A 25,743-nucleotide genomic window follows, 5' to 3' on the forward strand; every position below is an offset into this window, starting at 1 on the left:
CTCAGCAGTGAAACGCAATTGCGCCGATGGTAGTGTGGGGCTTCCCCATGTGAGAGTAGGTCACCGCCAGACACCTAATACAGTGAAGAGGCTACCCGATAGGGTAGCCTTTTTGCGTTTAAGACCGTTGAAAACAGTAAAGCCCTTCGCCCAAGCGAGGGGCTTTTTTGTTTTCAGTGCGTTTAGCGACGGCCCTTTAGTGTTGTCATCAAGCTGAAAGAGTCGTCAATCAGGGCTAGATACAGACCAACGCACAAACATTCTTGGTAGAGATTAGATCCATTCACCTAGCGGTCAGACGATAAAAAAAGCCCGCATCAACAAATGCGAGCTTTCTATATTTTTACTGCAGTAATTAACTTCTAACTGTTGGATTTCAGTTCTTGGCGAGTAAAATTAACTAAGGGGAATTTGCGCTATGCACCATTGAGAACCTTGAGCCTTTGTTTGACTTCATTTGCCTGTTGAAAATCGACACCGAGATTTAGTGTGCGCTCAAGAAAACGTATCTCTTGCTTCTTGTTGCCGCTTTTTTCAAAGCTCTTCGCGAGATTGAGCAGATCTGTTAACTCCAGTTGCACGCCCTGTTTTAGCGCCTCGAGGTAGTTAAGCTGTGCCTTATCCCAGTTCCTTAAGCTATAAAACGATTGTGCTAAGACCTTGGTTATTTCAGGGTGTTGTGGCAGCAATGTATGGGCTTTCTGGGCATTTACTAGTGCCTCGTTGTTACGCTTTAATGCGAGTTCCGTCATGGCTATCTGGGCAAGGAAGACGCCATTTTTGGGATACTGACTACTGAGTGTTTGGTAGTAACTTAGCGCGTCTTCAAATTTTCCGCTGGTAAACAGTAGATTCGCTAACCTCACAGTTAACTCTGGCCAATCTTGGCGTTTTAAATGGGCTTGACGATAGCCGCTTAGTGCCGCATCTGCGCCATTGAGAAAATATTGAATATCCGCGACTTCGAGTAGTGGAATAACCCATTTAGGGTTGGCATCTTGAAATGCGCGATAGGCGCGCTGTGCGCTATCGCTATCACCGCTCTTCCAATGGCCTCTCGCCAGGTTGATTTGGTATAGCGGATTTTGGTTGTTAGTTTTGTCCGCGAGGAGCATGGCAAAATAGCCTTGGCGGTACAGGTAGTAACTATAGGCGACACTTGACCAGCTAGCGTTAGTGGCTGTGGCAACTTGTTGGCGGATCGACTTATCTTTCAAATCGATATAAAGATTCGATAGTGGTAACAGATCTGTTTCTGAGACCGTCGCCTGCACCGCAATCCGTAACAGTTGGTGCATTGGGTCGTTTGGATCTATTTCGATAAGCTTTGCTACTGTTGATGCTAACTTTTTCTTATCACTCTCGTTATCAGAATTAAGTAACATCAGGCTAGCGAGCTGTAACGGTTCACGACTATCTACAGCCTTCAGCTTTTCTAGCTGTGAATTAGCTGTCTTTAGATCGCCTTCACGCCAAGCTATCAATGCTAAGTCGAGCATTGCGACATAGTTTTCGGGGTGGCGAGTGAGGGTCTCTGTAATGGCTTTCTTGGCGGTACTGGGTTGGTTATCTATCATCGCAACCGCGCTGAGTACCATAGATGGTCCAACATCTTCGGGGGCAAGCTTCTGCCAAATTTGAGCATACCGCTTGGCGTCATGCAGTTGACTGGTGGCTAAGCTTAACTTGGTGACCAACACCGTTGCGCCCAAGTTATCGGGTTTGGTGGTCAATGCGATCTTTAATGCTTTCGTCGCCTCATCGACTCGACCTTGTTGGAATAAGATTTGGCCTTTTAAGGTTTGTGCTGAACTGCCAGTTAGTGGAGAGTTAAGGAGCTCCAGAGCTTGATAAAACTGCCGTTTCTTTGCGTAGCCTGTCGCTGCCAAGAATGCGGTAGTGTCATGTAAGTTTGGTGCGAGTTTCTTTAGCTCGATCAGGTGAGCACTTAGGGCTTGGTCTTTACCTTGCCCGAGTAGAGCTAAGATAAATAACTGGTGTCCGGTCAGATCCGCTGGGCGCTCGGCAATCCACTTGCGAGCAGCTGTTTCTGCATCCAGATAATCTTGGTTGGATATTAGTGTCAGTATCTGGTTTCTAGAGGTTTGAGAGTAAAGCCCTTCAGCGACAACTTGATTTAGCCAGCTAAGATCGTTGACGCCTTTGCCTGTTCCTAAATCAACCATCCCCATTTCATTGGCGCCGGTAAAAGCCTGCTCCAAATATTGCTGAGATTTAGTTTCTGTCAGATTGATAGGGGCTGCAATAACAAGACTGCACAGGCCTACACTGAGCACTGTTACACGTGCCATCGTTAGTAGTAAACGGCTCATCTGTAATTCCTTTACGCTTAACCGAACTAACATTCTAGAATAAAAAACGGCGGGAAAGATCCCCGCCGCTCTCAGTTTTAGCGCAGCAATTACTTACGGCGACTACGTGCAAATAAACCACACAGTGATAACCCCAATAGCGCTAATGGTGCTGGCGCAGGTACATCTTGGGTAAATGTTGCTTCACCTTTTACGTGGAATAAGGCAACAAAGATGTTGTCATCATTGGATGGATTATCTGTATCGACGGTAATATTGGAATCACCATCGTTAATGAACGGTACTAAGTTATAGCGTTCGTCATCTTCACCATAATCATTAGGGTTAAGCAGATCGTCATCATAACCACCCATGGTGATTAATGAGCCGTTATCTTGTACTTCACCATCATCCCAGTTACCTGCGTTGTTGGTTAATAGTTGACCATTAACATCGACATTAGACTTCTGGTTACAACAGCTAAAGCTGATGCCGAGCCGCATTTCAGCAAAGAATGCGGGATCTGTGGTATCTACCGGATCAGAGAAATTCACCTGAGTAGTATCTCCGTCTAGTGCTGCGCCACCATCCAAGATCGCAACTGTTGATAGCTCTAGTCCCGCCATCTCATAAACAACGATCAATGCTTCACCGTCTGTTCTGCTATCGGATTCCTGAAGGCTAAAGTCATAAACGCCGCCTGGGCCACCATCGATTGTCGGTTTAACCAGTGCCGTCACATCTTTGCGACCGGTACGGAAATAATTAGGCAGTGATGGTGGAATGGGATTAACGTACTCTTGATCCCAGTTGTTGATGGTTGTGTCACCAAATTTGACATCCGCCATTGCAGTGGGGGAGCTATACATTGCTGAATAGAGATATGCGGCAACTACTGTAGCGCCTGCAGGGACAGAGGCTGAAATAGTGCCGGATTGGCTCGTACCGCCCCAACCATCGGACGATACGCCATAATTACCAGTAAATGTTTGAAAGGTCGTAAGTGAAGCTGATGCCATCCCTGATACAGCTAAAGAAGCAACAACAGCACTCACTTTTAGGAGTTGCTTTGCGGTTTTCATCGTGTGATTCCTTAATAATATTGCAAATTTCCATATACAGCTTGGTGTTTTAGCGACGGCATAACACGGCATATGCATCGCTGTCATTGATAGCAAAGCAATATGTTTGCCAGATAGATTTTTGCTTAAAAATCACCCTGGTGGGTTACAACAAAAACTTATATATATATGTCCTGTAAAATAATTAGACACCGATCGCTTTGTAACTCTTGGGTATAGCTTTAATAGGTCCTACAGGAATAGTAAGTACTTAGCTTTATGAGGCAGTAACCTAAAGATTTAACACTGTTTGGAGCCCGACATGTTTCGTTATTGGCGCTGGTTAGGTGCGGTGATGGTTTTGCTTGCTGGTGTTGTTCTTGCCAGTGATTTTTCTGCGTTTGTTGGTGCGGACAGCATGATGTCCGGCCCTTTGGCCTTACTGATGTTGTTGATCTTTTTCACTGCCTATCTATTGGTGTTCTTTGAACAGCAAACTGGCATCAGTAAAAGCAAGCCGATGATCTTCAGTGCGGGATTGTTGTGGATGTTAGCTGCCGTGATCGCATATCAGCATGATGTTCCCCATGCAGAGATCCGTTTGGCGGTAACGAATAACCTTGATGAATTTGCCGAACTCTTTCTATTTCTTATGGTGGCGCTAATCTATATCAAGCAGATTGAAGGGCGTGGACTGTTCGAACTACTGAAAAGTGGGTTAGTGAGTCGAGGTTATGGCTATAAAGGTCTATTTTGGCTAACCGGTAGTATTGCGTTCTTTATGTCGGCACTGGCCGATAATTTAACGACGGCCTTGGTGATCGGCTCCGTGGTGATAGCGGTGGGAAAAGATTCACCTAAGTTTACCTCTTTGGGCTGCATTAATACTGTTGTTGCCTGCAATGCGGGCGGCGCATTTTCTCCGTTTGGAGATATCACCACCTTAATGGTTTGGCAGGCTGGCAAGATTGAGTTTGTTGGTTTTTTGCAGATCTTTTTGCCCTCACTGGTGAGCTTCCTGTTGCCAGCGGTGATTTTGACGCTGTTTTTGCCTTGCGGCGCCCCCGCCATCAGCAGAGAGAAGGTGGTGTTGAAACGCCATGGCAGGATGTATTGTGGTTTGTTCCTTGTCACCATCGTACTGGCTGTGGTTTTTGAACAGCTGTTGGGGCTACCGCCCTATCTAGGAATGATGACCGGGTTGTCAATTTTGATGCTGGCCATATTTCTACGTAGTCGCCGCCTGCCACTATCAGACCCCGATCGTGAGCATAACCTGTTCTCAGAGTTACCTGAGGCGGAATGGGACACTTTAATGTTCTTTTTTGGGGTGATGTATTGTTTGGGGGCACTTAGCTTCATCGGTTATCTGGCTTGGGTTTCTGACGCACTTTATCTCGGCTATGGCGCTGGCACAGCCAATGTTGTTGCTGGCCTGATCTCTGCTGTGATTGACAATATTCCTGTGATGTTTGCGATCCTGCAGATGAACCCTGAAATGAATGATTTCCAATGGCTACTGATCACCCTGTGCGCGGGGATCGGTGGTAGTGTGATGTCGATAGGCTCTGCTGCTGGTGTAGCGTTAATGGGCATTGGGAAAGGCCATTATAGTTTCTTAGGGCATCTGCGTTGGTCATGGGCAATCTTACTTGGCTATGCAGCCGCGGTGGCTACCCACTATCTGGTTAATGGTTGAGTGCGGTGTAGCAGGAACTTAATAGCTGGTGAGGGCTCTAAAAATTTAGTGGTTATGCCGTGATCCGCTTCGCGGCACTGAACGTTAAAAGCTTGTTAATATAAAATTCTGATCGGCAAGCGCCGTTATGTTCAGAACGGTAAGGACAGGCCGATCTATTTCATTGCATGGATGCCTCTTGTGGTTTGACGTAAGAGGTGATGTATGACTTTTTTCCATTTGACCCCTGAAGAAAAGCGCTACCCGTTGGCTAATATTGCCGCTGTTATTTGCGGTGTTGTTGCCTTGATGTTAGTGATTATTTGTTAAATCTAAATAGATTAAACCGATAAAAAAGAGTAAGGCCGCTAGCGGCTTTGCTCTGAGCTTGTGCTGCAAATCTATCTTCACCAATGGCTTAGTTGCTTCATTCAAGCGCTTGGTGTATTCCTCAAAGTTATCTGGGGGCAGGGCAAGCCTGCGACCAATTCCGCTGCAAGTTTACCTCCTCTAGGCACCAGTACTTTGTGTGATAAGCGGCGATCGTTTTGTTACGTAACCCTCTCCTAATAGCTGTCGCAACAACTTGCCACTCAGCTGTTTAGCGGATTTAGTTATGCTTGCCATTGATCTGTTTACTTATGCTAGCGTATGCAGACAAGCCAAGAATTAACTAACTGAGAGAGAAACAATGCTTCGACTTCCCTTTATGATACTGACGGTCTGTTTATCTTTTTCTGCCTGGGCAGAGCTGACTGAGCGTGAGGGCTTGGTCACCGCAGGTGGCCAGCCATTGGTGCTGTTAGGCTCCGGTGTGGAAGTTGGGCAGCCTGCACCAGAATTTAAAGTCGTAGATAGCAAGTTTGCACCGATCTTGCTGAGTGACTACCAGGGCAAAACTGTGCTGTTATCTGTGGTGCCGAGCATTGATACCGGTGTTTGTTCTTTGCAAACCAAACGTTTTAACAGTGAGGTGGCGAAGCTGCCGGCAGATGTGATTTTAATCACTCTGTCTACGGACCTGCCATTCGCTCAGAAGCGTTTTTGTGAAGTGGAAAATGTCGACAAAATGCCTGTGCTGTCCGATGCGGTATGGCGCAACTTTGGTGAGCAGTACGGTTTGTTGATCAAGGATAGGGGTTTGCTGGCGCGTGCTATCTTAATTATTGATAAGGATGGCAAGCTACAGTATCAGGAGCTGGTCAAAGAGGTGAGTGAACACCCTGACTATGATGCCGCTCTGGTGATGGTTAAGAAGCTTCATCAGGACTAGCTTTGCAAAAATCAAAAGGGGTCGTTATCGACCCCTTTTGTTGCGCTATGGTGTATCAGCTGCGCTGATTTCTACTCAATTACCGGCCGTTTATGAGCCACTCCTTGATGGCAATCGATACAATTCATATTTTGGCTAAGCATCTTTTGGTGATTGGTTCTGACGCGGATCGGTTGGGCCTCGCTATCCCATCTTTCAGGTGTATGACAACTGCGGCATTCACGGCTGTTGCTGGCCGTCATATCTCGCCAAACGTGCTCGGCTAAGCGTAATCGCTCCTGTTCAAAATTCTCTAGGGTGACAGTTTCCATCAACTGATAGTAGATATCAGCGGTGGCTTTGACTTTGACAATCATTTTGTCGACAAAGGGTTTTGGCACATGGCAATCGGCGCATGTGGCAATGACACCTGAGCGATTGTTGAAATGTACCGAGGCCTGATACTCCTCGACAATGGTATCCCGGCCAATATGGCAGCCATAACAGAACTCATTCGTGTTGGTGAAGTCCATCACACCGTGAAAGGTCACCACGCCCAAAGCACCTAACACCAACGCGATGAAACCACCGATAGGGATCCCTAATAGCCAACGGCTGCGGGTTTGCTTCCATAATCGGCTGGGCTTTCTATGCTGGTTCATAAAAATCCTTGCTGATAGGTAAAAAGCGGATCAGCTTTCATTCAAGCTGATCCGCAATGCTAGGTGCTACTTATTTGCTCTCGCTTTGGTAGCGCTGTTTAAAAGCCTTCTGTGCTTCTTGGCGCTTTTGTTTGATATCTGCAGGCTCTTTACCCGAGAACCAAGCGTGTTCAGGTCTGGATAAGATCTCGTCGAGCAGTTTTCGCGCTTCTGCTGCTTGTTCTTTCTTGCCTGCATGCTCTGCTTTCTCTACCACTTCCAGGTATTGAGGTACCATCTCAACGTAGAAGCGTTCAGCCACTTCAAACATGCCGTGCCACTGCACGTAATCAGGTGCCATCATTGCTGCACCATGGCGAGCGCGGCGACCTTCATGGTGCCAGAGGTAGAACCAGGTCCACTCAATCTCTTCATCGAATTGGACTTCGGTTAACATCTCATTCTTCGTCAGCAGATCCATCATAGATTTACCCGGACGGGCGAACTTCTCGTTATACAGCACCACTAAATTATCGAACTGAGTATAGAAGTTCTCGATCCAGCCACTGGTGTGGCAGGCACTACACACGTTCTTCATATCAGCACGGCGCTCTTCCCAAGGCTTCACTTGCTTGCCTTGAGCAATCGCTTTCGCGTCGACTTTTTCCGAAATTGCAGGACGTAATGTCCAACTAATACGAGCGCCGACGTCATGAGTTAAAGGTAGCTCGCGAGTGGCTGACATATGGCAAGTGGCACATGTGGGGGCTGCATCATAATCTTCGCCAACTATCCATTTCGCTGAACCCAGATTCATATGCTCAACGTTGGCAAAGAAATTAATACCGTGCTTGGATTCTTCGTAGATCTCTTTTTGCGGATGGTCTGGCCCTAGGTGACACTTTCCGCAGGCTTCAGGGCGACGGGCCTGAACCATGGAGAACTCGTGACGCTGGTGGCAGGCGCTACAAGCACCAACTGAGCCATCAGGATTGAGTCTGCCAATACCTGTGTTGGGCCAGGTGGTTGGATCAAGGTCGCCGTTAGCTAATACTTTGACTTCGGCACCGTGACATTGCCAACAACCGCTGACTGCTGCGGGGGATTGGCCGTTAAAGCTCAACTGTCCCTCCACCGCCTCGGCGAGAAAGTTATCCAGTGAGCCAATGATCTGTCCCGCTTTGGCATGATGACTGGCGGCAAACTCTTCGACTTCCTTGTTGTGGCACTGCCCGCAATCTTTTGGCGATACAATCACTGCAATATCAAACCCTTCATGCTTGATGGCGTCAGCATCATTGGGATCGGCTTGGTGACACTCAAAACATCCAATATTGGCACCATAATGCTTAGATCGCCCCCATTGCTGGTACAGGGCGGGGTTTTGCTCTTTATGGCAGGCAGCACACTGCTTGCTTTCGTCACTGAGCGACGCAAAAGGTTTCAGCATCTGTGCTTTGGGGGCGGCGTAAGCCAGGCTAAAGAGGGCGCTGCAGGTAAGCAATATCAGCGTGGCAAAGAAGGTGGTCTGTAGTGCTATTCGTCCGTTTTTCATGATCTGCTGTCCGTCTCGGCATCCGTGATGGTTGGGCAACAACATCTGTATCCGACAGATATGTAAGTGAACAAATAGTAGACAATAAATCCATATATTAAATATGGATTTTGGATAAATGTTAATCAGCTCACTTTGTATGGGTTTAAATGATGAGTGCAGTTGTAATAGATCAATTTTCCTCCGCCAGCAGCTATTTGCCGAATCAATCACCTTAAAATATACTGTATGCATATACAGTATATTTTAAGGTGATTATGCCATTATTGGATCCACTTTTTGACTCTGGCTTGCTATGGCAGGGCGCCGCGCCACGTGTTTCGTCTTGTGAATCACTCGCCACTGGTTATGCGGTCTTAGACAAGGCGCTCGATGGTGGGTGGCGACGTCAGGAAGTAACGGAGCTGCTGTTGCCGCGACTCGGCATCGGCGAAGTACAGTTGCTGCTGCCGGCAATGGCAGCGCTGGCATCCGTGGACAAATTCCAGTTGTGGATCGCTCCGCCTATGGTGCCTTATGCGCCAGGGTTGCTGCAGGCTTGCTTGCCTGTGGAGCAGCAACTGGTGATTGCTGGGGTTGAAGATATGTCGGCGCAGCTCTGGAGCGCAGAGCAAGCGTTGAGCTCCGGGGCATGTAGTGTGGTGCTGCTCTGGTTACTCGATCCTGCTCAACAGCCCCAAACGTCCCAGTTGCGCCGTTTACAGTTGGCGGCGGAGCGTGGGCAAACCCCGTTGTTTCTTTTTCGTCCCCAATGGATCAGGCAGCAAGCGGTCAGAGATCTCAGCTCGCCAGCGCCTACCCGTCTATGGTTAGAAAGTCATAGTAATAGCCAGTTGCTAGTAGAGCTGTTTAAACGTCGTGGTGGGTGGCCGTTATCGCCTTTTCCACTTTCGCTGGCTGACAAGTTCAGTTTACCGGCAGCAGAGACTGACAGTGTCATTGTCGGCCCTTGGCGGGCGTAAGCATGCTCTGGTTAGCGTTAGATTTTCCCCGCTTAGCGCTTGATTGGTGCTGTCGTAGTCATGAGACGTCTGGTGTTGTGGTCTTGTTGGATCGGCAGCAACGGGTACTGCAGAGCAATCAGCAAGCTGTGGTGTTGGGGGTACGGCCAGGTATGTCTCTGGCGACCTTGTTGGCATTGACCGATGACATCACTTTATTAGCTGAAGATCAGCTGGTTGAGGGCGATGTTGCACAATTGTCAGCCACAGCATTGCATGCCATGGCGCTATGGGCGGGGGATTTTGCTTCCCGCATTCTGTTATTTCCGCCCCACAGCTTACTGCTGGAAGTGGGCAGTATGTTGCGTCTGTTTGGCGGCGTAGAGGGTTATCTTGGTCAGTTAAAGCGTAGCTTATTAACCCAAGATCTTAGTTGGCAGTACGCTATCGCTAAGACACCGCGGGCAGCGATCACCTTGGCGCAGGCAGGCGCTAACTGGTCATCACTTGATGCTAAAAAAACAGCTAAACGTCTCGGTGATCTTGCCGTCGAGAGCTTGCCTTTTACCCCTTTGCAGCAGCAAGGATTATCGGGCTTAGGACTGCAAACATTATCACAACTGCTAGCGCTGCCAGTGGCGGAGATCCGACGTCGCTTGGGCGCGCCTTTGCTCTGTTGGATCCTTGAACTGCAGGGCCGTTTAATGCCCTCGTTTAAGGTGTTTTCAGCACCGCCACGATTTGAGTTATCGCAACCGCTGGTCGCTGAAATTTACCACCTTCACGGTTTACTTTTCCCCCTGCGCCGTTTGTTGCAGGGGTTAACGGATTACCTTCGTCAGCGGCAACTGGCAACCACAGAATGCCAGCTCACTCTTAGCCATCGAGATATTGCTGCAACCTCTATCGTATTGCGATCTTCCTCGCCAGAGACGGGATTTAGGCAGTGGTGGCAGCTGGCGCAACTGCAGTTAGAAAAGCAGCATCTACCCGCGCCAGTGTTGGGGTTATCACTTTGTTGTGAGCAGCTGGTTGCAATCACATCAGCGACAACTGATCTACTACAGCAGCGGCAGGGGGAAGGGTTAACTCAAGGCCAGCTGCTGGGGCGTTTGCAGAGTAAGTTAGGGGAAGGTGCTGTTTATGGCATGACGGTGACCGGTGATCATCGCCCAGAACGAAGCTGGAAGTCTGTGCCGCCCGGCACCTCGGCAGATCCTGTGATGTCAGCTTCACCGGTGGCGAGTTCATCGCGTCGACCGAGTTGGTTGCTGCCTGTCCCATGTCGATTAAGTAAACCTGATATCACTATTCTGGATGGCCCGGAACGGATCTGTTCCGGCTGGTGGCAGAGTGCCTGCGGTGATGAGGTGATACGGGACTACTATTTGGCGCGGGATCAGCAGGGCGCACTGTGTTGGATCTTTAAAGATGCCAGTGGTGAGTGGTTTCTTCACGGGTGGTTTGGCTGATGCTGAAGGTGGATCTGCATGATTGAATATGCTGAGTTGCATTGCCTTAGTCACTACAGTTTTTTACGTGGCGCTTCCTATCCCGAAGAGTTGGTGGCACAAGCGGCAGCCTTGGGCTATCAAGCATTAGCATTAACTGACGAGTGTTCGATGGCGGGGGTGGTCAAAGCTCATGTGGCAGCGAAACAGCATGGTATCAAGCTGTTGCTGGGCAGTGAGTTTCGGCTGGAGTGTGGTGAGCAGTGCGTGGTGCTGGCACCTAGCCGACAGGGGTATGGCGAGCTATGTGGTTTGATTACACTGGCTCGACGGCGCTGCAGCAAAGGTAGCTATCGTGTGTCCGTCGAGGATCTGTTGAACTCACTTGGCCACTGCCTACTGTTGTGGTGGCCGCAAGATGCTGAGCGTTTTCAGGCCATCGCCGCTATGTTAGGCGAACAGTTTCAGCAGCGTTTATGGTTGTTGCATCATCGCTTACTGCAACATGATGATAAGCAGCAACGTCAGCAGCTGATGCGCTGGAGCAGGGATTATCAACTACCTGTCGTGGCTGCTGGCTGTGTCTATATGCATTGCCGTGAACGGCAACCGATACAAGATCTATTGACCGCCATTCGTTATCGCCAACCGCTGACTCAGGTAGCGGCGGCGTTACGGCAAAATGCTGAACATGTATTGCGTCCGCTGCCGGTGCTAGAAAAGCTATTCTCCGCAGATATGTTGCGAAATAGCGTCAAGATCGCCGATCTTTGTCAGTTTTCCCTTGATGAATTGCGCTATGAATACCCCGCGGAGCTTGTGCCTGAAGGGCTGACTGCGAGTCGCTATTTGGCGCAGTTAGTGGCTAAGGGAGAACAATGGCGCTTTCCCCAAGGTACCCCTGTCAAAGTGAAAGTCTTGCTGGACAAAGAGTTAGGGCTGATCGCCGAGCTGAATTACGAATACTTTTTCCTGACCATTTACGACATCGTGCGTTTTGCCAAGTCCCGGCAGATCCTACATCAGGGTAGGGGCTCTGCGGCAAACTCTGCGGTGTGTTACTGCTTGGGGATCACTGAAGTTGATCCCACCAAGGTGGAGCTATTGTTTGAGCGCTTTATTTCGAAAGAGCGCAATGAGCCGCCGGATATTGATGTTGATTTTGAGCATGAACGCCGTGAAGAGGTGATCCAATACATCTATCAAAAATATGGGCGAGATCGAGCGGCCTTGGCAGCGACGGTGATCTGTTATCGTTTCAAGAGTGCGCTGCGGGATGTCGGTAAAGCACTGGGGATTGAACAGAGCCTGCTGGAATACTGGCTACACCAAGTGGATCGCCGTGACCGTGAGCAGAGCTGGCAGCAACAACTGGTGGCGCTGGGGGTGGCGGATCTGCCGATGGGTCAGTTGTTGATCCAGTGGGTTAACGAGTTGATCGGCTTTCCCCGTCATCTATCACAGCATGTCGGTGGCTTTATTATCTCCGCTGGTCCGCTACATCAACTGGTACCGATCGAAAATGCCGCGATGGCAGAGCGTACCGTGATCCAGTGGGACAAAGATGATTTGGAAGATCTTGGTTTGCTGAAAGTGGATGTGCTGGCATTGGGCATGCTAACCGCCATTCGTAAATGCTTTGCATTGATCCAGCAACAGAGCGGACAACCGATGGGGATGGCGCAGGTGGTGTGGGAGCAGCCTGAGGTGTATGAGATGCTGTGCCGCGCCGATACTGTCGGCGTGTTTCAGATCGAATCCCGTGCTCAGTCGAATATGCTGCCTAGATTAAAACCTCGCTGCTACTACGATCTGGTAGTACAGATCGCCATCGTCCGACCTGGGCCGATCCAAGGGGACATGGTGCATCCTTATTTACGTCGGCGGCAGGGTTTGGAACCGGTGGCATATCCAAATGCAGCGCTAGAGGCGGTGCTGTCTCGTACCCTTGGCGTTCCCCTGTTTCAGGAACAGGTGATCAAATTGGCGATGGTGGCAGCGGGCTTTAGTGCTGGCGAAGCGGATCAGTTACGGCGGGCGATGGCGAGTTGGAAGAAGAGCGGCCAACTGGATCTGTTTGAAAAAAAATTTTTGCGGGGCATGGCTGACAATGGTTATGACGAAGCGTTTGCAGTGCAGGTATTTCGTCAGATCCGTGGCTTTGGTGAGTATGGATTCCCTGAGTCCCATTCAGCGAGTTTTGCGCTGCTGGCTTATGTGTCGGCTTGGCTTAAATGCCACTATCCGGCCGCTTTTTGTTGTGCGCTGCTAAATAGCCAGCCGATGGGATTTTATAGCCCTGACCAGTTGGTACAGGATCTGAAACGCCACGGCATCGGCGTATTGCCTGTGGATATCTGTTATAGCGATTGGGATCATAAGCTGCAGAACGAACAGCGGAAAGAGGGGGCTGCAGAGACCTCCCAGCCAAGTCCGAGGTTGCGTTTGGGGTTACGCCTAGTGAAAGGTTTGTCTTACGCCACGGCTGCGCTATTGGTTGCCCAGCGCCCAGCGCAGGGATTCGCTGATATGGCTGACTTTCAGCAGCGAATTGCAAGCAAACGCAGCATAGCTAAAGACCAAATGGAAGCGCTGGCGGCGGCCGGTGCTTTTCGCTCTTTAGGCGGGCACCGCTATCAAACGCGCTGGCTGCTGTCCGGTGCCGAGCAGGCAACACCGCTACTTGCGGCGAGGATCGATGATGGTGGTATTGAGTTGGCGGCGCCGACAGAGTCGGCAGCACTCTTCGCCGATTACGCTGCAATGGGCTTGTCGCTGGAGCGCCATCCTTTGGCCATGTTACGGCAACAAGGGGCTCTGTATCGTTGTCAGACGGCCGCAGAGCTCAGCACCATGCGCCATGGCGCGTTAGTTACCGTGGTGGGACTGGTGACGGGACGACAGCGCCCTGGTACCGCCTCGGGAGTGACCTTTATTACTCTGGAAGATGAAACCGGGAATGCCAATGTGGTGGTGTGGCAGGCAACGGCGCGGGCACAAAAACAGCCCTATTTGACTGCCCGATTGTTGGAAGTCAGGGGCGTGTTAGATCAGCAAGGGGAGGTAGTGCACCTGATTGCTGGTAAACTGACGGATCGGAGCGATGAGTTACACGCGCTGCGATTAAAGTCGCGGGATTTCTGCTAACTCTCTAATTCTGCTAATTTAAACCTGAGACAAAGATAACGAAGGATGACCCATGGACAATGATTCGGCTTTAGATCTGACTTTAGAGGCTATCGATCAGGTGAATAGCCAAGACCCCAATATGGAATTTTGTCATGAGGTCGAAGTGCCAAAAGAGCTGTTATATGGGCAACGGATGAGTGAGCGGTTGGCACAGTTTGCGCCGGGTGCCAGTGAGCATCTGCAGATCGCGGCTCGTGCGCAGCATATTAAGCGGTGGGCGATCCCACGCAGCGATTATCCGATGGATCGTCAGGGTTATCATCAGTGGCGTACCGATTTGGGCAAAATGCACGCAGACTTGGCTGCGGAATTAATGCGTGAGCAAGGCTACAGCGAAGACGATGCGGTACGTACCCAACAACTGCTGCGCAAAGAGAAAATTAAGCGTGATGCTGAATGCCAGACCTTAGAAGATGTTATCTGTCTGGTTTTTCTGGAGTATTACTTCGCTGACTTTGCAGCCAAGCATACGGAAGAGAAGATGTTAGGCATTATTCGTAAGACTTGGGCAAAGATGTCTGAGGCGGGTCATGCCGCAGCGTTGCAACTTGATTTACCTGAAGCCATGTTGGCACTGGTTAAGCGCGCGTTGAGCTAAATATGTAAATGAAATTGTTAACATTTCGTGTGATTTCAAAGTAAGAGAGCAAATTGTTGCTCTCTTTTTTTGAGTAAATTTCCAACGGTTTGGACTATTGCCATTTTGTAGGTGTGATCTGGGTCGCAAATTATCCCGTATTTGAGCGTACTGGCTTCGCTTTGTTGTCATAAAACTATTTTCAGTGCAGAAAAATCTTTGTAAAACCGAGTGTTATAAAAAAGTTACTTTTTTTCGCTAAAAAATTTAACAAAACGTAAACAATTGACTAAAATTGCATCATTAAATGACGAATAAATAGCTAATTGAGAATTTGTTGCGCTAGATCAGACCGTATTTTTTAGTGATTACTACTCTTAGCGCAGACCAATTTATAACCAATTTTAAATAACCCAGTTGGAGATTGTAATGGATAAAGCCATGACCGCAGCAGAAGTGGAAGCGCTGCGAAAACAACTGGCGACGGATCGCACTGTGATGGTGGATATTTTTGATCACCTAAAGCAACTCGTTCTGATCGCTGACGAAAGCAGCCCTCAGGCCACAAATGAAGAGAGTTACGCTGCCTGAAGTTCAGGGCTTTATCTCTTGCACTAGTTTTTAAAGGGTCGCACTTGTGCGGCCCTTTCTATTTCCCCTATACTCGTTGCCAATATCTTGTCGGAGTGCCGAGCTACCTTTGGGTAGATAGGCTGAGATCGCGAAAGCGGGATCCGTTGAACCTGATCAGGTTAATGCCTGCGAAGGGAAACAAGAGGGCGTGTCCCTGTTGTCTATCGCAAACAGCTGCGATACCTAGCAGAAGCCATAGCCCTTAATCCTACTGAACCACTCATCTATCGGTGCGCCGGCGTTAACTGTTACTACGGATTAACGTGAGGCCACAATGACACAAACCACGACTGTTTCAGAAAGCAATCCACGGCGCGACGCCCGTGCCGCCGCGCAAGCATTTTTTGCCAATTTGGCAGATCTCTCTTTTCCTAATTCGCATAAAGTTTTTGTGCAGGGTGAATTACCTGGCGTGAAAGTGGGGATGCGTGAAATTTCGTTGTCGCCAACCTTAGTTGGTGGCACAAAAGCGCAGCCTGAATTTGAAGATAACGCGCCGATCCGCGTTTATGATACCTCAGGCTACTACACAGAAGCTGATGCCAGCATCGACCTGCAACGCGGTTTACCGCGCTTGCGTCAACAATGGATTGAAGCGCGCAATGACACTGAAGCGCTCGCTGGTGCCAGCTCACTGTTTGCCCAGCAGCGTCTTGCCGACGAAGGCTTAGACCATATCCGTTTTGAGCATCTGCCTAAGCCGAAAAGAGCTTTGGCGGGACGTTGCGTCACCCAAATGCATTACGCCCGCGCAGGCGTGATCACCCCAGAGATGGAATACATTGCGTTGCGTGAAAATATGGGCCGGGCTGAAGTGGCTGCGGAGCTGGCTGTGCAACATCCGGGCGAGGCATTCGGTGCGAATTTACCAAAGCAGATAACAGCGGAATTTGTTCGTAACGAAGTGGCTGAAGGGCGGGCGATTATTCCAGCCAATATCAATCACCCAGAGTCGGAGCCGATGATTATTGGCCGTAATTTTTTGGTCAAAGTGAATGCCAATATCGGTAACTCGGCGGTGACCTCTTCGATTGAGGAAGAGGTAGAAAAGCTGGTGTGGTCAACCCGCTGGGGCGCCGACACTGTGATGGACCTGTCAACGGGTCGCTATATTCACGAAACCCGTGAGTGGATCATTCGTAATAGCCCGGTGCCGATTGGCACCGTACCTATCTATCAGGCGCTGGAAAAAGTGAAAGGGGTGGCGGAAGATCTCACTTGGGATGTATTCCGTGACACCTTGATTGAGCAGTGTGAACAGGGCGTTGATTACTTCACCATTCATGCCGGCGTGTTGCTGGCCTATGTGCCGATGACGGCGAAGCGGATGACAGGTATCGTTTCCCGTGGTGGTTCAATCATGGCGAAATGGTGCTTGTCTCACCATCAGGAAAACTTCCTCTATAGCCACTTCCGCGATATTTGCGAAATCTGTGCTGCCTATGACGTTTCCCTCAGCCTGGGTGATGGCTTGCGTCCAGGCTCGGTCGCGGATGCTAACGATCAGGCACAATTCAGTGAACTATATACCTTGGGTGAGCTGACCAAAATCGCTTGGGAATATGATGTGCAGGTGATGATCGAAGGTCCTGGTCATGTGCCGATGCAGTTGATCAAGGAGAACATGGATAAGCAGCTCTCCGCCTGCCATGAAGCGCCTTTCTATACGTTGGGGCCGCTGACCACAGATATTGCGCCCGGTTATGATCACATCACATCAGGTATTGGTGCCGCGCAGATCGGTTGGTACGGCTGCGCTATGTTGTGTTACGTAACGCCAAAAGAGCACCTTGGCTTGCCAAATAAAGCCGACGTGAAAGAGGGGTTGATCACTTACAAGATCGCTGCCCATGCGGCCGATTTAGCCAAAGGCCATCCCGGTGCTCAAGTACGGGACAACGCGCTCTCCAAAGCACGTTTTGAGTTCCGCTGGGAAGATCAATTTAATCTCTCCCTTGACCCCGATACCGCCCGTGCTTATCACGATGAAACAATCCCCCAGCAGTCGGGCAAGCTGGCGCACTTCTGTTCCATGTGTGGGCCGAAATTCTGCTCGATGAAGATCTCTCAAGAGGTGCGTGAATTTGCCGCCAAGCAGGAGCAGATCAGCATTAAGCTGCTGGATGAAACTATTACGGTGGCAGTGGACAGTGTCGAAGGAGCCGAGCAAGGGATGGCGAAGATGTCTGAAACCTTCCGCCAGCAAGGCAGCGAACTCTACAAAGCGCCGACCGACGTTGCCGCTGCAGAAGGGGAGAAAGTCAGCGAATGATCACCCCTTATACCTGTGGTGGTGAGCTGGTTGCCGGTGGTGGAGAAGGCCAAGCCTCTGCCATCGTTTGGGCTATTGGTGGTTCGGATTGTAGTGCGGGAGCCGGTATTCAAGCGGATCTGCAGGCGATTAATGGCTTAGGTGCCCATGGTTGTACTGTGGTCACCGCTGTGACGGCGCAGAACTCGGTGGCTGTTTCTCAGGTTAATCCAGTGTCTGATCTGGTACTGCAATCTCAGCTGGATGTGTTGCTTGCGGATCTGCCACCGCGGATCATCAAGATCGGCTTGTTGGCCACGGTGTCACAAGTGGTCATGGTCAGCCAATGGCTGCAGCAGTTAAAACAAACATCGGAGCAAACAGGGCATCGCGTACCGCTGGTGATCTATGATCCCGTTGCGGTGGCGAGTAGCGGAGACAACTTAGTTGCTGAGTCCACCTTGGCTGCGGTTACTAAACACTTGCTACCTTGGATCGATCTACTCACGCCGAACGCCATGGAGGCCGCACAGTTAGCGGGTATGGCATTGCAAGATGATTTGCTACCTGAACCCGTGATCAAGCAACTACTGGCGCTGGGCGTCGGGTCGGTCTTGCTCAAAGGTGGGCATTATCAACTGCTGGCTGATCACTGTTTGGATTATTGGAGCAATGGAGACAGTCAGCGCTATCTTTCAGCGCCACGTTTGGACACCGCCCATGGCCATGGTACGGGGTGTAGTTTGGCTAGCGCCATCGCGGCGATCTGGGCGCAAGGGTATGCATTAGAAGATGCCCTGGTGTTTGCCCGTGGTTATCTGCAGCAGGGCTTAGCTGCGGCAGTGTCAGTGGGTGCTGGCGCCGGCCCTGTAAAGCATTTGGGATGGCCAACGGATAGCGTTATGTTGCCGCGAGTTGGTGCATCGCTGGCTGAGTTAACAGCGTCGGATGAGCTGGTTTCGCCAGTACCTTTTGCACCTTGCCCGCAACGTTTGGGTTTATATCCGGTGGTCGATTCTGTTGCTTGGCTTGCGCGTTTGCTCGCGGCGGGCGTTAAGACATTGCAGCTGCGGATTAAGGATCCTCAGTCGCCAGATCTGCGCCAGCAGATAGCGGCAGCGGTGGCTCTTGGGCATCAATATCAAGCGCGTCTGTTTATTAATGATCACTGGCAGTTGGCTATCGAGTTGGGTGCCTATGGTGTTCATCTGGGACAGGAAGATCTACAAACCGCCGATCTGGCAGCCATTAAGCGCGCTGGATTGCGTTTGGGCATCAGTACCCATGGTATCTATGAGCTGCTACGTGCTGCCCAGTTGCGACCTAGCTACTTGGCGCTTGGCCATATCTTTGCCACCCAAACCAAGCAGATGCCTTCTCAGCCTCAGGGGCTATTTCGCCTGGCGCAGCAGGTGCAACTGCTACCCAATACGCCGCTGGTGGCCATTGGCGGCATTGATGCCGAACGCGCCAGCGCAGTGATGAACACTGGGGTGGGGAGCTTCGCGGTAGTCAGTGCGATCACTAAAGCCACTGCGGCGGAATCGATGATTGCGAAATTACAGCATATTGCCGGTGATCCTGTGGCTGTTGCTGAGACAAATAGAGTGGCAGGAGCCTGCTTATGATCACTGTAAAAGTAAACGGTGAGGCGGTGGACTGCCCTGTCAGCTCGACCGTCGCCGATCTGCTGCGGTTAACTGAAGTCGACACCCTTGGGGTGGCGATTGCAGTCAATCAACAGGTATTACCAAGGGCGCAGTGGCATCTGCATGAGTTGGTTGGCGATGAAGAGTTGCAGCTATTTAAGGCGATCGCCGGTGGCTAAATTGAACAGTGAGATTACACCATGTTAAGCATAGCGAAGAAGCAATTCAGCAGTCGGTTATTCTCCGGCACCGGTAAGTTTGCCAGTCGTCAATGGATGACCGACGCATTGCTGGCCAGTGGCAGTGAGTTGGTCACCATGGCGATGAAACGGGTGGACTTTAACGCCAGTGATGACGATATCTTGCAGCCTCTGATCGATGCGGGTGTGTCACTACTGCCCAATACCTCTGGTGCTAAAAGCGCCGAAGAAGCGGTGTTTGCAGCCAATTTGGCGCGCGAGGCGTTAGGTACCGAATGGGTTAAGCTGGAGATCCATCCGGATCCCAAATACCTACTGCCAGATCCTATTGAAACCCTATCAGCAGCAGAAACGTTGGTGAAACAGGGCTTTGTGGTGATGCCTTATGTTCATGCCGATCCTGTGCTGTGTAAACGGCTAGAGGAGGTGGGTTGTGCGGCAGTCATGCCATTGGGATCTCCCATCGGTTCGAACCAAGGGCTGCGTACCCGAGAGTTCTTAGAGATTATTATTGAGCAGGCTCACGTGCCTGTGGTGGTTGATGCTGGCATCGGTGCGCCATCTGATGCCGCCCTGGCGATGGAGCTCGGCGCTGATGCGGTGCTGGTGAATACCGCCATTGCCGTTGCCGCGGATCCGGTGGCTATGGCTCGGGCATTTAAACTGGCGGTAGAGGCCGGACGGATGGCCTATGAAGCGGGTTTGGCCGGGCGTCAATCTGCGGCAGTGGCTAGCAGCCCATTGACTGCCTTTCTGGATCAACCGCTGGAGGCGCTGTGAGTTTTGCCGAGCTGATCGCCGATTGGGATTGGGATGATTTGTCTCTCACTATCAATGGCAAAACCGCCGCTGACGTGCGGCGTGCGTTAGCTAAACCTAAGCGTGATCTGAATGATTTTCAGGCACTGATTTCCCCTGCTGCTGAGCCGTTTCTGGAACAGATGGCACAGCAAGCCGCTCAGTTAACTCGGCAGCGATTTGGTAATACCATTCAGCTCTATATTCCACTGTACCTGTCAAACATGTGCAGCAATATTTGCACCTACTGTGGTTTTTCGATGCACAACCCGATACGCCGGAAAACCCTTGATATGGTGGAGCTGCGTCGTGAAGCGGAAGCGATTAAACAGATGGGTTTTGACCACCTGTTGTTAGTCACTGGCGAGTCGGAACGTAAGGTGGGGATGGCGTATTTCGCCCAGGCGCTACCGCTGTTGCGAGAGTATTTCTCCCATATCTCCATGGAAGTGCAGCCGCTGGCGCAAGATGAGTATGAACAGCTGATCAGTCTGGGGCTTGATACCGTGTTGGTGTATCAGGAGACCTATCATCGTCGTACTTATGCTGAGCACCATACCAAAGGGAAAAAGCGGGATTTTGATTGGCGTCTTGCAACTGCTGAACGCTTGGGGCGTGCCGGTATCAACAAAATTGGTTTAGGTGCGCTGATTGGCTTGGATGACTGGCGGGTGGATAGCTTTCATGTTGCTGCGCACCTGCACTATCTGGAACAACAGTTCTGGAAAACACGTTATAGCTTGTCATTTCCGCGTTTGCGCCCTTGCACCGGAGGGCTGCAACCAAAATCGATCATGAACGACCGTCAGTTGGTGCAGTTGATCTGTGCTTATCGTTTGCTTAATTCGCAAGTGGAGATATCGCTGTCGACGAGAGAATCGGCGACGTTCCGTGATCAAGTCTTGCCGCTGGGGATCACCACCATGAGCGCTTTTTCGCAAACCCAACCGGGCGGCTACGCCGATGGGGTTAAACCACAACTAGAACAGTTCGAGATCTCTGACGAACGCCGCCCAGAACAGGTGGCGGCCAGTATTAGTCGCTTGGGCTTTCAGCCGGTGTGGAAGGATTGGGATCGGGCGTTGACTTGATTGGAATCAGGTGGCGTCGGTTAAGTGGATGTCATCGAGTATTGAGCTGGTATAATGGCACTCCACTTATTTCATTGTGTGACGACCGGTTATGCGATTGACCACCTACACCGACTTTGGTTTGCGAACACTTATCTATCTGGCGTTATTGCCGGCTGATAAGCAGACCAGCATTGCCAAGGTCTCGGCGCACTATCAGGTCTCCCGTAATCATATGGTGAAAGTGATACATAAGCTGGCCACGCTCGGCTATGTGTCATCAACCCGGGGCAAGGGCGGTGGTATAAAGCTGGGGTTGGCCGCTGAAGAGGTCTGTATCGGTGATGTGGTTAGAGCGTTGGAGAGCGCACTGGATGGTATTGATTGCCAGTCTCCTGCGTGCTGCTTAACGCCCGCCTGCCGTCTCAAATTTGCCTTAACGCGCGCTGTTGATGCGTTTCTTGAAGTGCTGGATCAGTACACACTGGCAGACTTGGTTGAGAACAAAGATGACCTAATCCCGCTGCTATGGCAGGACGGACTCCCGGAGTAACATTTTCCCCGTTACTTTATTCAAAGTAGCCGGGTTTTGGCTGCCAAAAGGCTCGAATATCAACAGCATCCATTCCCGCTGCTCGTGCGGCGTCAATGCCAGCATCGCCATCTTCAAACACCACGCAACGTTTCGGATCTACGGCTAACTCTTGTGCCGCCAATAAAAAAGTATCTGGATCGGGTTTGTGTCTGGAGACCCGATCCGCACCTATCACCACAGAAAACAGCTCGGCGATCCCGGCGATTTTCAATAAGCTGTGGGCTTCTTCTGTACCTGAGCCAGTACCGACCGCTTGTGGTTTTTTGCCTAAGTAATAGTGGGCAATATCGACGATCGGCGTGGTGGCGACGCCTTGCAGCATGAGCGCATCCACCCGTTGTTGCTTAAAGCCGACGCCCGGCGTGAAATCACGCGCTGCGATACCGGCGGTCTCAGCGATGATCTCCATGGTGCGCAGGGTCGGCAACCCGACCAATGAGCGCATTAGTTCTGGCAGTACTGGCAGATCGATAAAGGTTAAGGTGTCGCGCCAGGCTTGTTCATGCAACGCCATGGTGTCGAGCAGCGTGCCGTCCATATCGAAAATCAGAGCGTCGTAGTGGGAATAGTCGGAAAAATTCATAGATCACTGGCCAAGTAAGCGCATCAAGACGGTCATTATACCTGTCGGCTGTAGGCCTCGTCTTGTTACATCTTGTTTCCGCCACTTTCTTGATCTGAAAGAAAATAACGTCAGCAAATGAACTTATTTTAAAACCATGTTAATAAAATGTGATCAGCGCCTCTAAGTGGTGAAAAAAACGGCATATAATCTGAAACCCTAAAAAAAGAACTATCAATTCCTTTCAGTTTTAGGGACTTAAGCTACGTCGAAAAGGAGGTTTGACGTTAGTTAACTGGGGCAAATCGATGTATGCGGTGATTGTTAATCCACTCAGTGGCAGTGGTCAGGCGCTCAGCCTGGCAAAGCGAGTAATGCAACGAATCGAACAATCGGGTCATAAAGGCCGCTTGTTGCACTGCTATGCTTTGGAGAATCTCGCAACCCAGTTAAAACATGCTGCTGACGCCGGAGTCACTAACTTGGTGATCGTTGGTGGTGATGGTACCGCCCATCAAATTATCAATCGTTTACCCCATCTGGATTTCAATATTGGCTTTGTTTCTGCGGGTAGCGGTAATGACCTGGTGCGTTCGCTTGAGCTGGGTACCTGCGAGACTGAGCAGATAGATATTGCCCTGTTTACCCCGACTCAGGATATGCCGCTGGGACGCTGCAATGGCAGCTACTTTCTCACTTCGGTCGGATTAGGATTTGAAGGCTTTGTCGCCCATCGAGTGGCAGGGCGTCGCGGCGGCCGCCGCGCTGCTTACCACAGTGCTATTTTAGGTAGCTTATTTGGCTATCACCCGCACCGCGCTAAGTTTGTAAATTGTAAGTGGAAGAGTGACGAACAGTTTCTCATGTGTTCGGTGGCTAACAGCGCATTCAGTGGCGGTGGTTACAAGGTGGCGCCGAATGCCAGTCTGCAGAACAATGAACTGTCTTTAATACGTTTGGCGCCTATGGGTAGCTGGTCACGCCTGCCGATGATGTTCAAAGTCGCTAAAGGGGCGCATGTCTCTGCTCCTGAGGTGCAACAAGTCAACTTGGACACTCTAGAGATCCGCTCAGAAACGCGGATCCCGGCGCATATTGATGGCGAACCGTTTTTCGCTAATCGTTTTCGCTTTTCCAGTGCCAATGAAACCATCCGGGTGCGTTGCCTCGGACTCCGCTAGCCAGCCTGAGCTTGATTGGTTATCTTGATCCCCCCAATTACAGCGATACAGCTTAGTCATTATGCTCACCAACCAAGAACAGCTTCGCTATAGCCGCCACCTCCTGCTCGATGATATTGGCGAGGCGGGTCAGTTAAAATTGAAAGCCGCCAGTGTGCTCATCGTCGGTATGGGTGGGTTAGGCTGTCCGGTGGCGCAATACTTGGTAGCCGCGGGAGTTGGCAGATTATTGTTAGCCGATGGTGACCAGCTTGATCTCAGTAACTTGCAGCGGCAGATCCTTTATCGCAGCGATGATATCGGCGAAGACAAGGTTGACTTAGCACAGCAGACACTGCAGCAATTGAATGACGAGATCATGCTGGAGGCGATCCCCGAACATCTCGATGAAGGGATGCTGAATGAGTATATTCCCGAGGTCGATCTGGTGTTGGATTGCAGCGATAATTTCGCTACTCGTCACGCGGTTAATCGTGTGTGTCGCCAGCATGGTGTGCTCCTGATTACGGCGGCGGCGATCCGGTTTGAGGGTCAACTGAGTGCGTTTGACCATACTGACTGCGATGCGCCTTGCTATCACTGCTTGTACCCTGAAACGACCGATGCACCGCGGCTCAATTGCAGTAACAGTGGTGTGGTGGGGCCTTTGCTGGGTGTGATGGGTAGCTTGCAGGCGTTAGAAGCCGTTAAGGCGCTGCTGGGGCAGCCGTTAACTAGCTTACATCAGCTCCGTTTATTTGATGGTAAAACCCTGCAGTGGCATAACTTCAGCATCAATAAAGATCCACAGTGTCCCGTTTGCGCAAAGTGATCCGACCTGTTAGCTTGGCTGTATCCACTGTTTTCATTTATTGATGAGGCACAGCTAAATGAGTGATCTTTACGGCTTCGAAGCCACCAATAATCGTGGTGAGACTGTCTCACTGGCTGACTATCAGGGCAAAGTGCTGTTGATTGTTAATACCGCCAGCGCGTGCGGCTTTACGCCGCAATATGAGGGCTTGGAAAATCTATATAAAACGTACGCTGCACAAGGGTTTGAGGTGTTGGCGTTTCCCTGTAACCAGTTCGGTAGCCAAGAGCAAGGCAGTGATGCCGAGATCGCTCAGTTTTGCGATCTCAATTTCCACATCAGCTTTCCACTGTTTAGCAAAATTGAAGTGAACGGAGACAATACTGCACCGCTGTTTGCTTATCTTAAAAAGAATGCCAAAGGGCTGCTGGGTAGCGAACGGATTAAATGGAACTTCACTAAATTCTTGGTCAACCGGCAGGGCAAGGTGATTAAACGTTTTGCTACGGCGACTAAGCCAGAGCAGATGACCTCTGCCATTGAAGCTGCGTTGGCGGAGTAACTTGAGCCACGAGGAGAGGGATGTTTAGCTGATATCATTCTCCTCTATGCCTAACTGATTAAACAGCTCGATCAACTCCTGGATCTCACCAAATTTTATCCCTAGGGTAATATGCTTACCGTCGTGGCGGTTTTGGCTCTTCACTTCCCCTTCAATCAATAACGGCTCATCGGGGCGTGATGGAAAGAGGATCTTTACCAGCACCTCTTGCGCTGATAGGCGGCCTTGACCAAGATGCCAAGGCAGTTTAAGTCGGCAACCGCCAACGGATAGGTCAATAATGGTACCGTGAAACGCCTCGGTAGATTCATCTTTACCCGCTGCGTCAGTGGTGGTGTATATCAAGGTGGCTGGTACGTGGGTAGTAATACGTATTTGATTACGCAGGCTGAACATCTGCACTTGTTTTGGATAGTCGACGAACAGCAATGCTTGTGGGTGATTGATGACGCCGTTTATGGTGGATCTGAACGCGATGCATTGACCGGCATCCCCTTCGATAATTGCCCGAACGATACAGCCATTACCAAGAGTTAGCTGATCTTTGTAACTGACCCTGGCTAACTCCGGGATCGCGACAACGATATACTTGGTCTCTTCGTAGCCAATCAGTTTGCATTTGAGCCTGGGTTTGCTGCCAATGCCGAATTGAAAGTCCAATAGATCGGCAGGGCGCAGTCGATTCAGCGTATCAATCACCAGCTGACGGTCGGTAACGGTATCTTTGGTTTGTTCGCTCACGTTAGCCTCCACTGGTTACGCTTTTTTGGTAAAAATAGTGCGACCACTTTC

General features: G+C 50.5%; 22 protein-coding genes, 1 rRNA gene and 1 riboswitch. Of the genes, 17 read left to right on the forward strand and 6 right to left on the reverse strand.

Annotation, left to right across the window (positions count from 1 at the left end):
• Positions 1 to 72, forward strand: a 5S ribosomal RNA gene (gene rrf, locus EXY25_RS19005); the annotation flags it as partial.
• A 344-nt stretch (positions 73 to 416) separates the two neighbouring features.
• On the opposite strand, the gene EXY25_RS10385 is transcribed toward rrf, so the two are convergent.
• The gene (locus EXY25_RS10385) at positions 417 to 2,333 is read right to left on the reverse strand and encodes a tetratricopeptide repeat protein (RefSeq protein WP_165419326.1); all 1,917 of its coding nucleotides are present in this window, start codon (positions 2,331 to 2,333) and stop codon (positions 417 to 419) included.
• 89 nt (positions 2,334 to 2,422) lie between these two features.
• Positions 2,423 to 3,394, reverse strand: coding sequence for a PEP-CTERM sorting domain-containing protein (locus EXY25_RS10390; protein ID WP_165419327.1), 972 nt, complete (start codon positions 3,392 to 3,394; stop codon positions 2,423 to 2,425).
• Between the two features lie 301 nt (positions 3,395 to 3,695).
• On the opposite strand from EXY25_RS10390, the gene nhaD reads away from it, so the two are divergent.
• On the forward strand, positions 3,696 to 5,072 hold the full coding sequence (gene nhaD / locus EXY25_RS10395) for a sodium:proton antiporter NhaD (protein WP_130566717.1): 1,377 nt from the start codon (positions 3,696 to 3,698) through the stop codon (positions 5,070 to 5,072).
• Positions 5,073 to 5,742: 670 nt separating this feature from the next.
• Positions 5,743 to 6,324: a thiol peroxidase gene (tpx, locus tag EXY25_RS10400; protein WP_130566718.1), complete on the forward strand. Its 582-nt coding sequence runs from the start codon at positions 5,743 to 5,745 to the stop codon at positions 6,322 to 6,324.
• A gap of 71 nt (positions 6,325 to 6,395) precedes the next feature.
• Here the strand turns inward: tpx and EXY25_RS10405 are convergent, their stop codons facing one another.
• Positions 6,396 to 6,965, reverse strand: coding sequence for a NapC/NirT family cytochrome c (locus EXY25_RS10405; protein ID WP_130566719.1), 570 nt, complete (start codon positions 6,963 to 6,965; stop codon positions 6,396 to 6,398).
• A gap of 70 nt (positions 6,966 to 7,035) precedes the next feature.
• Positions 7,036 to 8,499, reverse strand: coding sequence for a multiheme c-type cytochrome (locus tag EXY25_RS10410; RefSeq protein WP_130566720.1), 1,464 nt, complete (start codon positions 8,497 to 8,499; stop codon positions 7,036 to 7,038).
• A 257-nt stretch (positions 8,500 to 8,756) separates the two neighbouring features.
• Here EXY25_RS10410 and imuA point away from each other — a divergent pair, with 257 nt between their 5' ends.
• The 11 genes from imuA (at position 8,757) to EXY25_RS10460 (ending at position 21,811) form a co-directional block, all read left to right on the forward strand.
• Positions 8,757 to 9,461 (forward strand): translesion DNA synthesis-associated protein ImuA, encoded by a 705-nt coding sequence (imuA, locus tag EXY25_RS10415; protein ID WP_114337403.1) that lies wholly within the window; start codon positions 8,757 to 8,759, stop codon positions 9,459 to 9,461.
• A gap of 2 nt (positions 9,462 to 9,463) precedes the next feature.
• Positions 9,464 to 10,912 (forward strand): Y-family DNA polymerase, encoded by a 1,449-nt coding sequence (locus tag EXY25_RS10420; protein ID WP_130566721.1) that lies wholly within the window; start codon positions 9,464 to 9,466, stop codon positions 10,910 to 10,912.
• An 18-nt stretch (positions 10,913 to 10,930) separates the two neighbouring features.
• Positions 10,931 to 14,038: an error-prone DNA polymerase gene (locus tag EXY25_RS10425; RefSeq protein ID WP_130566722.1), complete on the forward strand. Its 3,108-nt coding sequence runs from the start codon at positions 10,931 to 10,933 to the stop codon at positions 14,036 to 14,038.
• Between the two features lie 52 nt (positions 14,039 to 14,090).
• Positions 14,091 to 14,678 (forward strand): DUF4202 domain-containing protein, encoded by a 588-nt coding sequence (locus EXY25_RS10430; RefSeq protein ID WP_130566723.1) that lies wholly within the window; start codon positions 14,091 to 14,093, stop codon positions 14,676 to 14,678.
• 408 nt (positions 14,679 to 15,086) lie between these two features.
• Complete coding sequence (locus EXY25_RS18765; protein WP_158537974.1) at positions 15,087 to 15,248, forward strand: hypothetical protein; 162 nt, start codon at positions 15,087 to 15,089, stop codon at positions 15,246 to 15,248.
• An 81-nt stretch (positions 15,249 to 15,329) separates the two neighbouring features.
• A riboswitch (TPP riboswitch) is annotated at positions 15,330 to 15,445 on the forward strand.
• 119 nt (positions 15,446 to 15,564) lie between these two features.
• On the forward strand, positions 15,565 to 17,562 hold the full coding sequence (gene thiC / locus EXY25_RS10435) for a phosphomethylpyrimidine synthase ThiC (protein ID WP_130566724.1): 1,998 nt from the start codon (positions 15,565 to 15,567) through the stop codon (positions 17,560 to 17,562).
• The gene (gene thiE / locus EXY25_RS10440; protein ID WP_130566725.1) at positions 17,559 to 19,169 is read left to right on the forward strand and encodes a thiamine phosphate synthase; all 1,611 of its coding nucleotides are present in this window, start codon (positions 17,559 to 17,561) and stop codon (positions 19,167 to 19,169) included. The genes thiC and thiE overlap by 4 nt, the downstream gene beginning before the upstream one ends.
• Positions 19,166 to 19,369, forward strand: coding sequence for a sulfur carrier protein ThiS (gene thiS / locus EXY25_RS10445; protein ID WP_130566726.1), 204 nt, complete (start codon positions 19,166 to 19,168; stop codon positions 19,367 to 19,369). The genes thiE and thiS overlap by 4 nt, the downstream gene beginning before the upstream one ends.
• 21 nt (positions 19,370 to 19,390) lie before the next feature.
• On the forward strand, positions 19,391 to 20,170 hold the full coding sequence (locus tag EXY25_RS10450) for a thiazole synthase (RefSeq protein ID WP_130566727.1): 780 nt from the start codon (positions 19,391 to 19,393) through the stop codon (positions 20,168 to 20,170).
• Positions 20,167 to 21,279, forward strand: a complete 1,113-nt coding sequence (gene thiH / locus EXY25_RS10455; RefSeq protein WP_130566728.1) for a 2-iminoacetate synthase ThiH — start codon at positions 20,167 to 20,169, stop codon at positions 21,277 to 21,279. The genes EXY25_RS10450 and thiH overlap by 4 nt, the downstream gene beginning before the upstream one ends.
• A 91-nt stretch (positions 21,280 to 21,370) precedes the next feature.
• Positions 21,371 to 21,811 carry an Rrf2 family transcriptional regulator gene (locus EXY25_RS10460; protein ID WP_114337412.1) on the forward strand — a complete coding sequence of 147 codons (441 nt, stop codon included), beginning with the start codon at positions 21,371 to 21,373 and terminating at the stop codon, positions 21,809 to 21,811.
• A gap of 16 nt (positions 21,812 to 21,827) precedes the next feature.
• Here the strand turns inward: EXY25_RS10460 and EXY25_RS10465 are convergent, their stop codons facing one another.
• Complete coding sequence (locus EXY25_RS10465) at positions 21,828 to 22,436, reverse strand: HAD-IA family hydrolase (protein ID WP_130566729.1); 609 nt, start codon at positions 22,434 to 22,436, stop codon at positions 21,828 to 21,830.
• Positions 22,437 to 22,696: 260 nt separating this feature from the next.
• Here EXY25_RS10465 and EXY25_RS10470 point away from each other — a divergent pair, with 260 nt between their 5' ends.
• From EXY25_RS10470 to EXY25_RS10480, 3 genes are all read left to right on the forward strand, one after another.
• On the forward strand, positions 22,697 to 23,596 hold the full coding sequence (locus EXY25_RS10470) for a diacylglycerol/lipid kinase family protein (RefSeq protein WP_130566730.1): 900 nt from the start codon (positions 22,697 to 22,699) through the stop codon (positions 23,594 to 23,596).
• Between the two features lie 61 nt (positions 23,597 to 23,657).
• Positions 23,658 to 24,407, forward strand: coding sequence for a HesA/MoeB/ThiF family protein (locus EXY25_RS10475; RefSeq protein ID WP_130566731.1), 750 nt, complete (start codon positions 23,658 to 23,660; stop codon positions 24,405 to 24,407).
• Between the two features lie 58 nt (positions 24,408 to 24,465).
• Complete coding sequence (locus tag EXY25_RS10480; protein ID WP_130566732.1) at positions 24,466 to 24,951, forward strand: glutathione peroxidase; 486 nt, start codon at positions 24,466 to 24,468, stop codon at positions 24,949 to 24,951.
• Between the two features lie 24 nt (positions 24,952 to 24,975).
• On the opposite strand, the gene EXY25_RS10485 is transcribed toward EXY25_RS10480, so the two are convergent.
• On the reverse strand, positions 24,976 to 25,692 hold the full coding sequence (locus tag EXY25_RS10485) for a flagellar brake domain-containing protein (protein WP_165419328.1): 717 nt from the start codon (positions 25,690 to 25,692) through the stop codon (positions 24,976 to 24,978).
• Between the last annotated feature and the right edge of the window lie 51 nt (positions 25,693 to 25,743).

Origin of the sequence: Corallincola spongiicola (genome assembly GCF_004284785.1) — a bacterium.
GTDB lineage: Bacteria > Pseudomonadota > Gammaproteobacteria > Enterobacterales > Neiellaceae > Corallincola > Corallincola holothuriorum.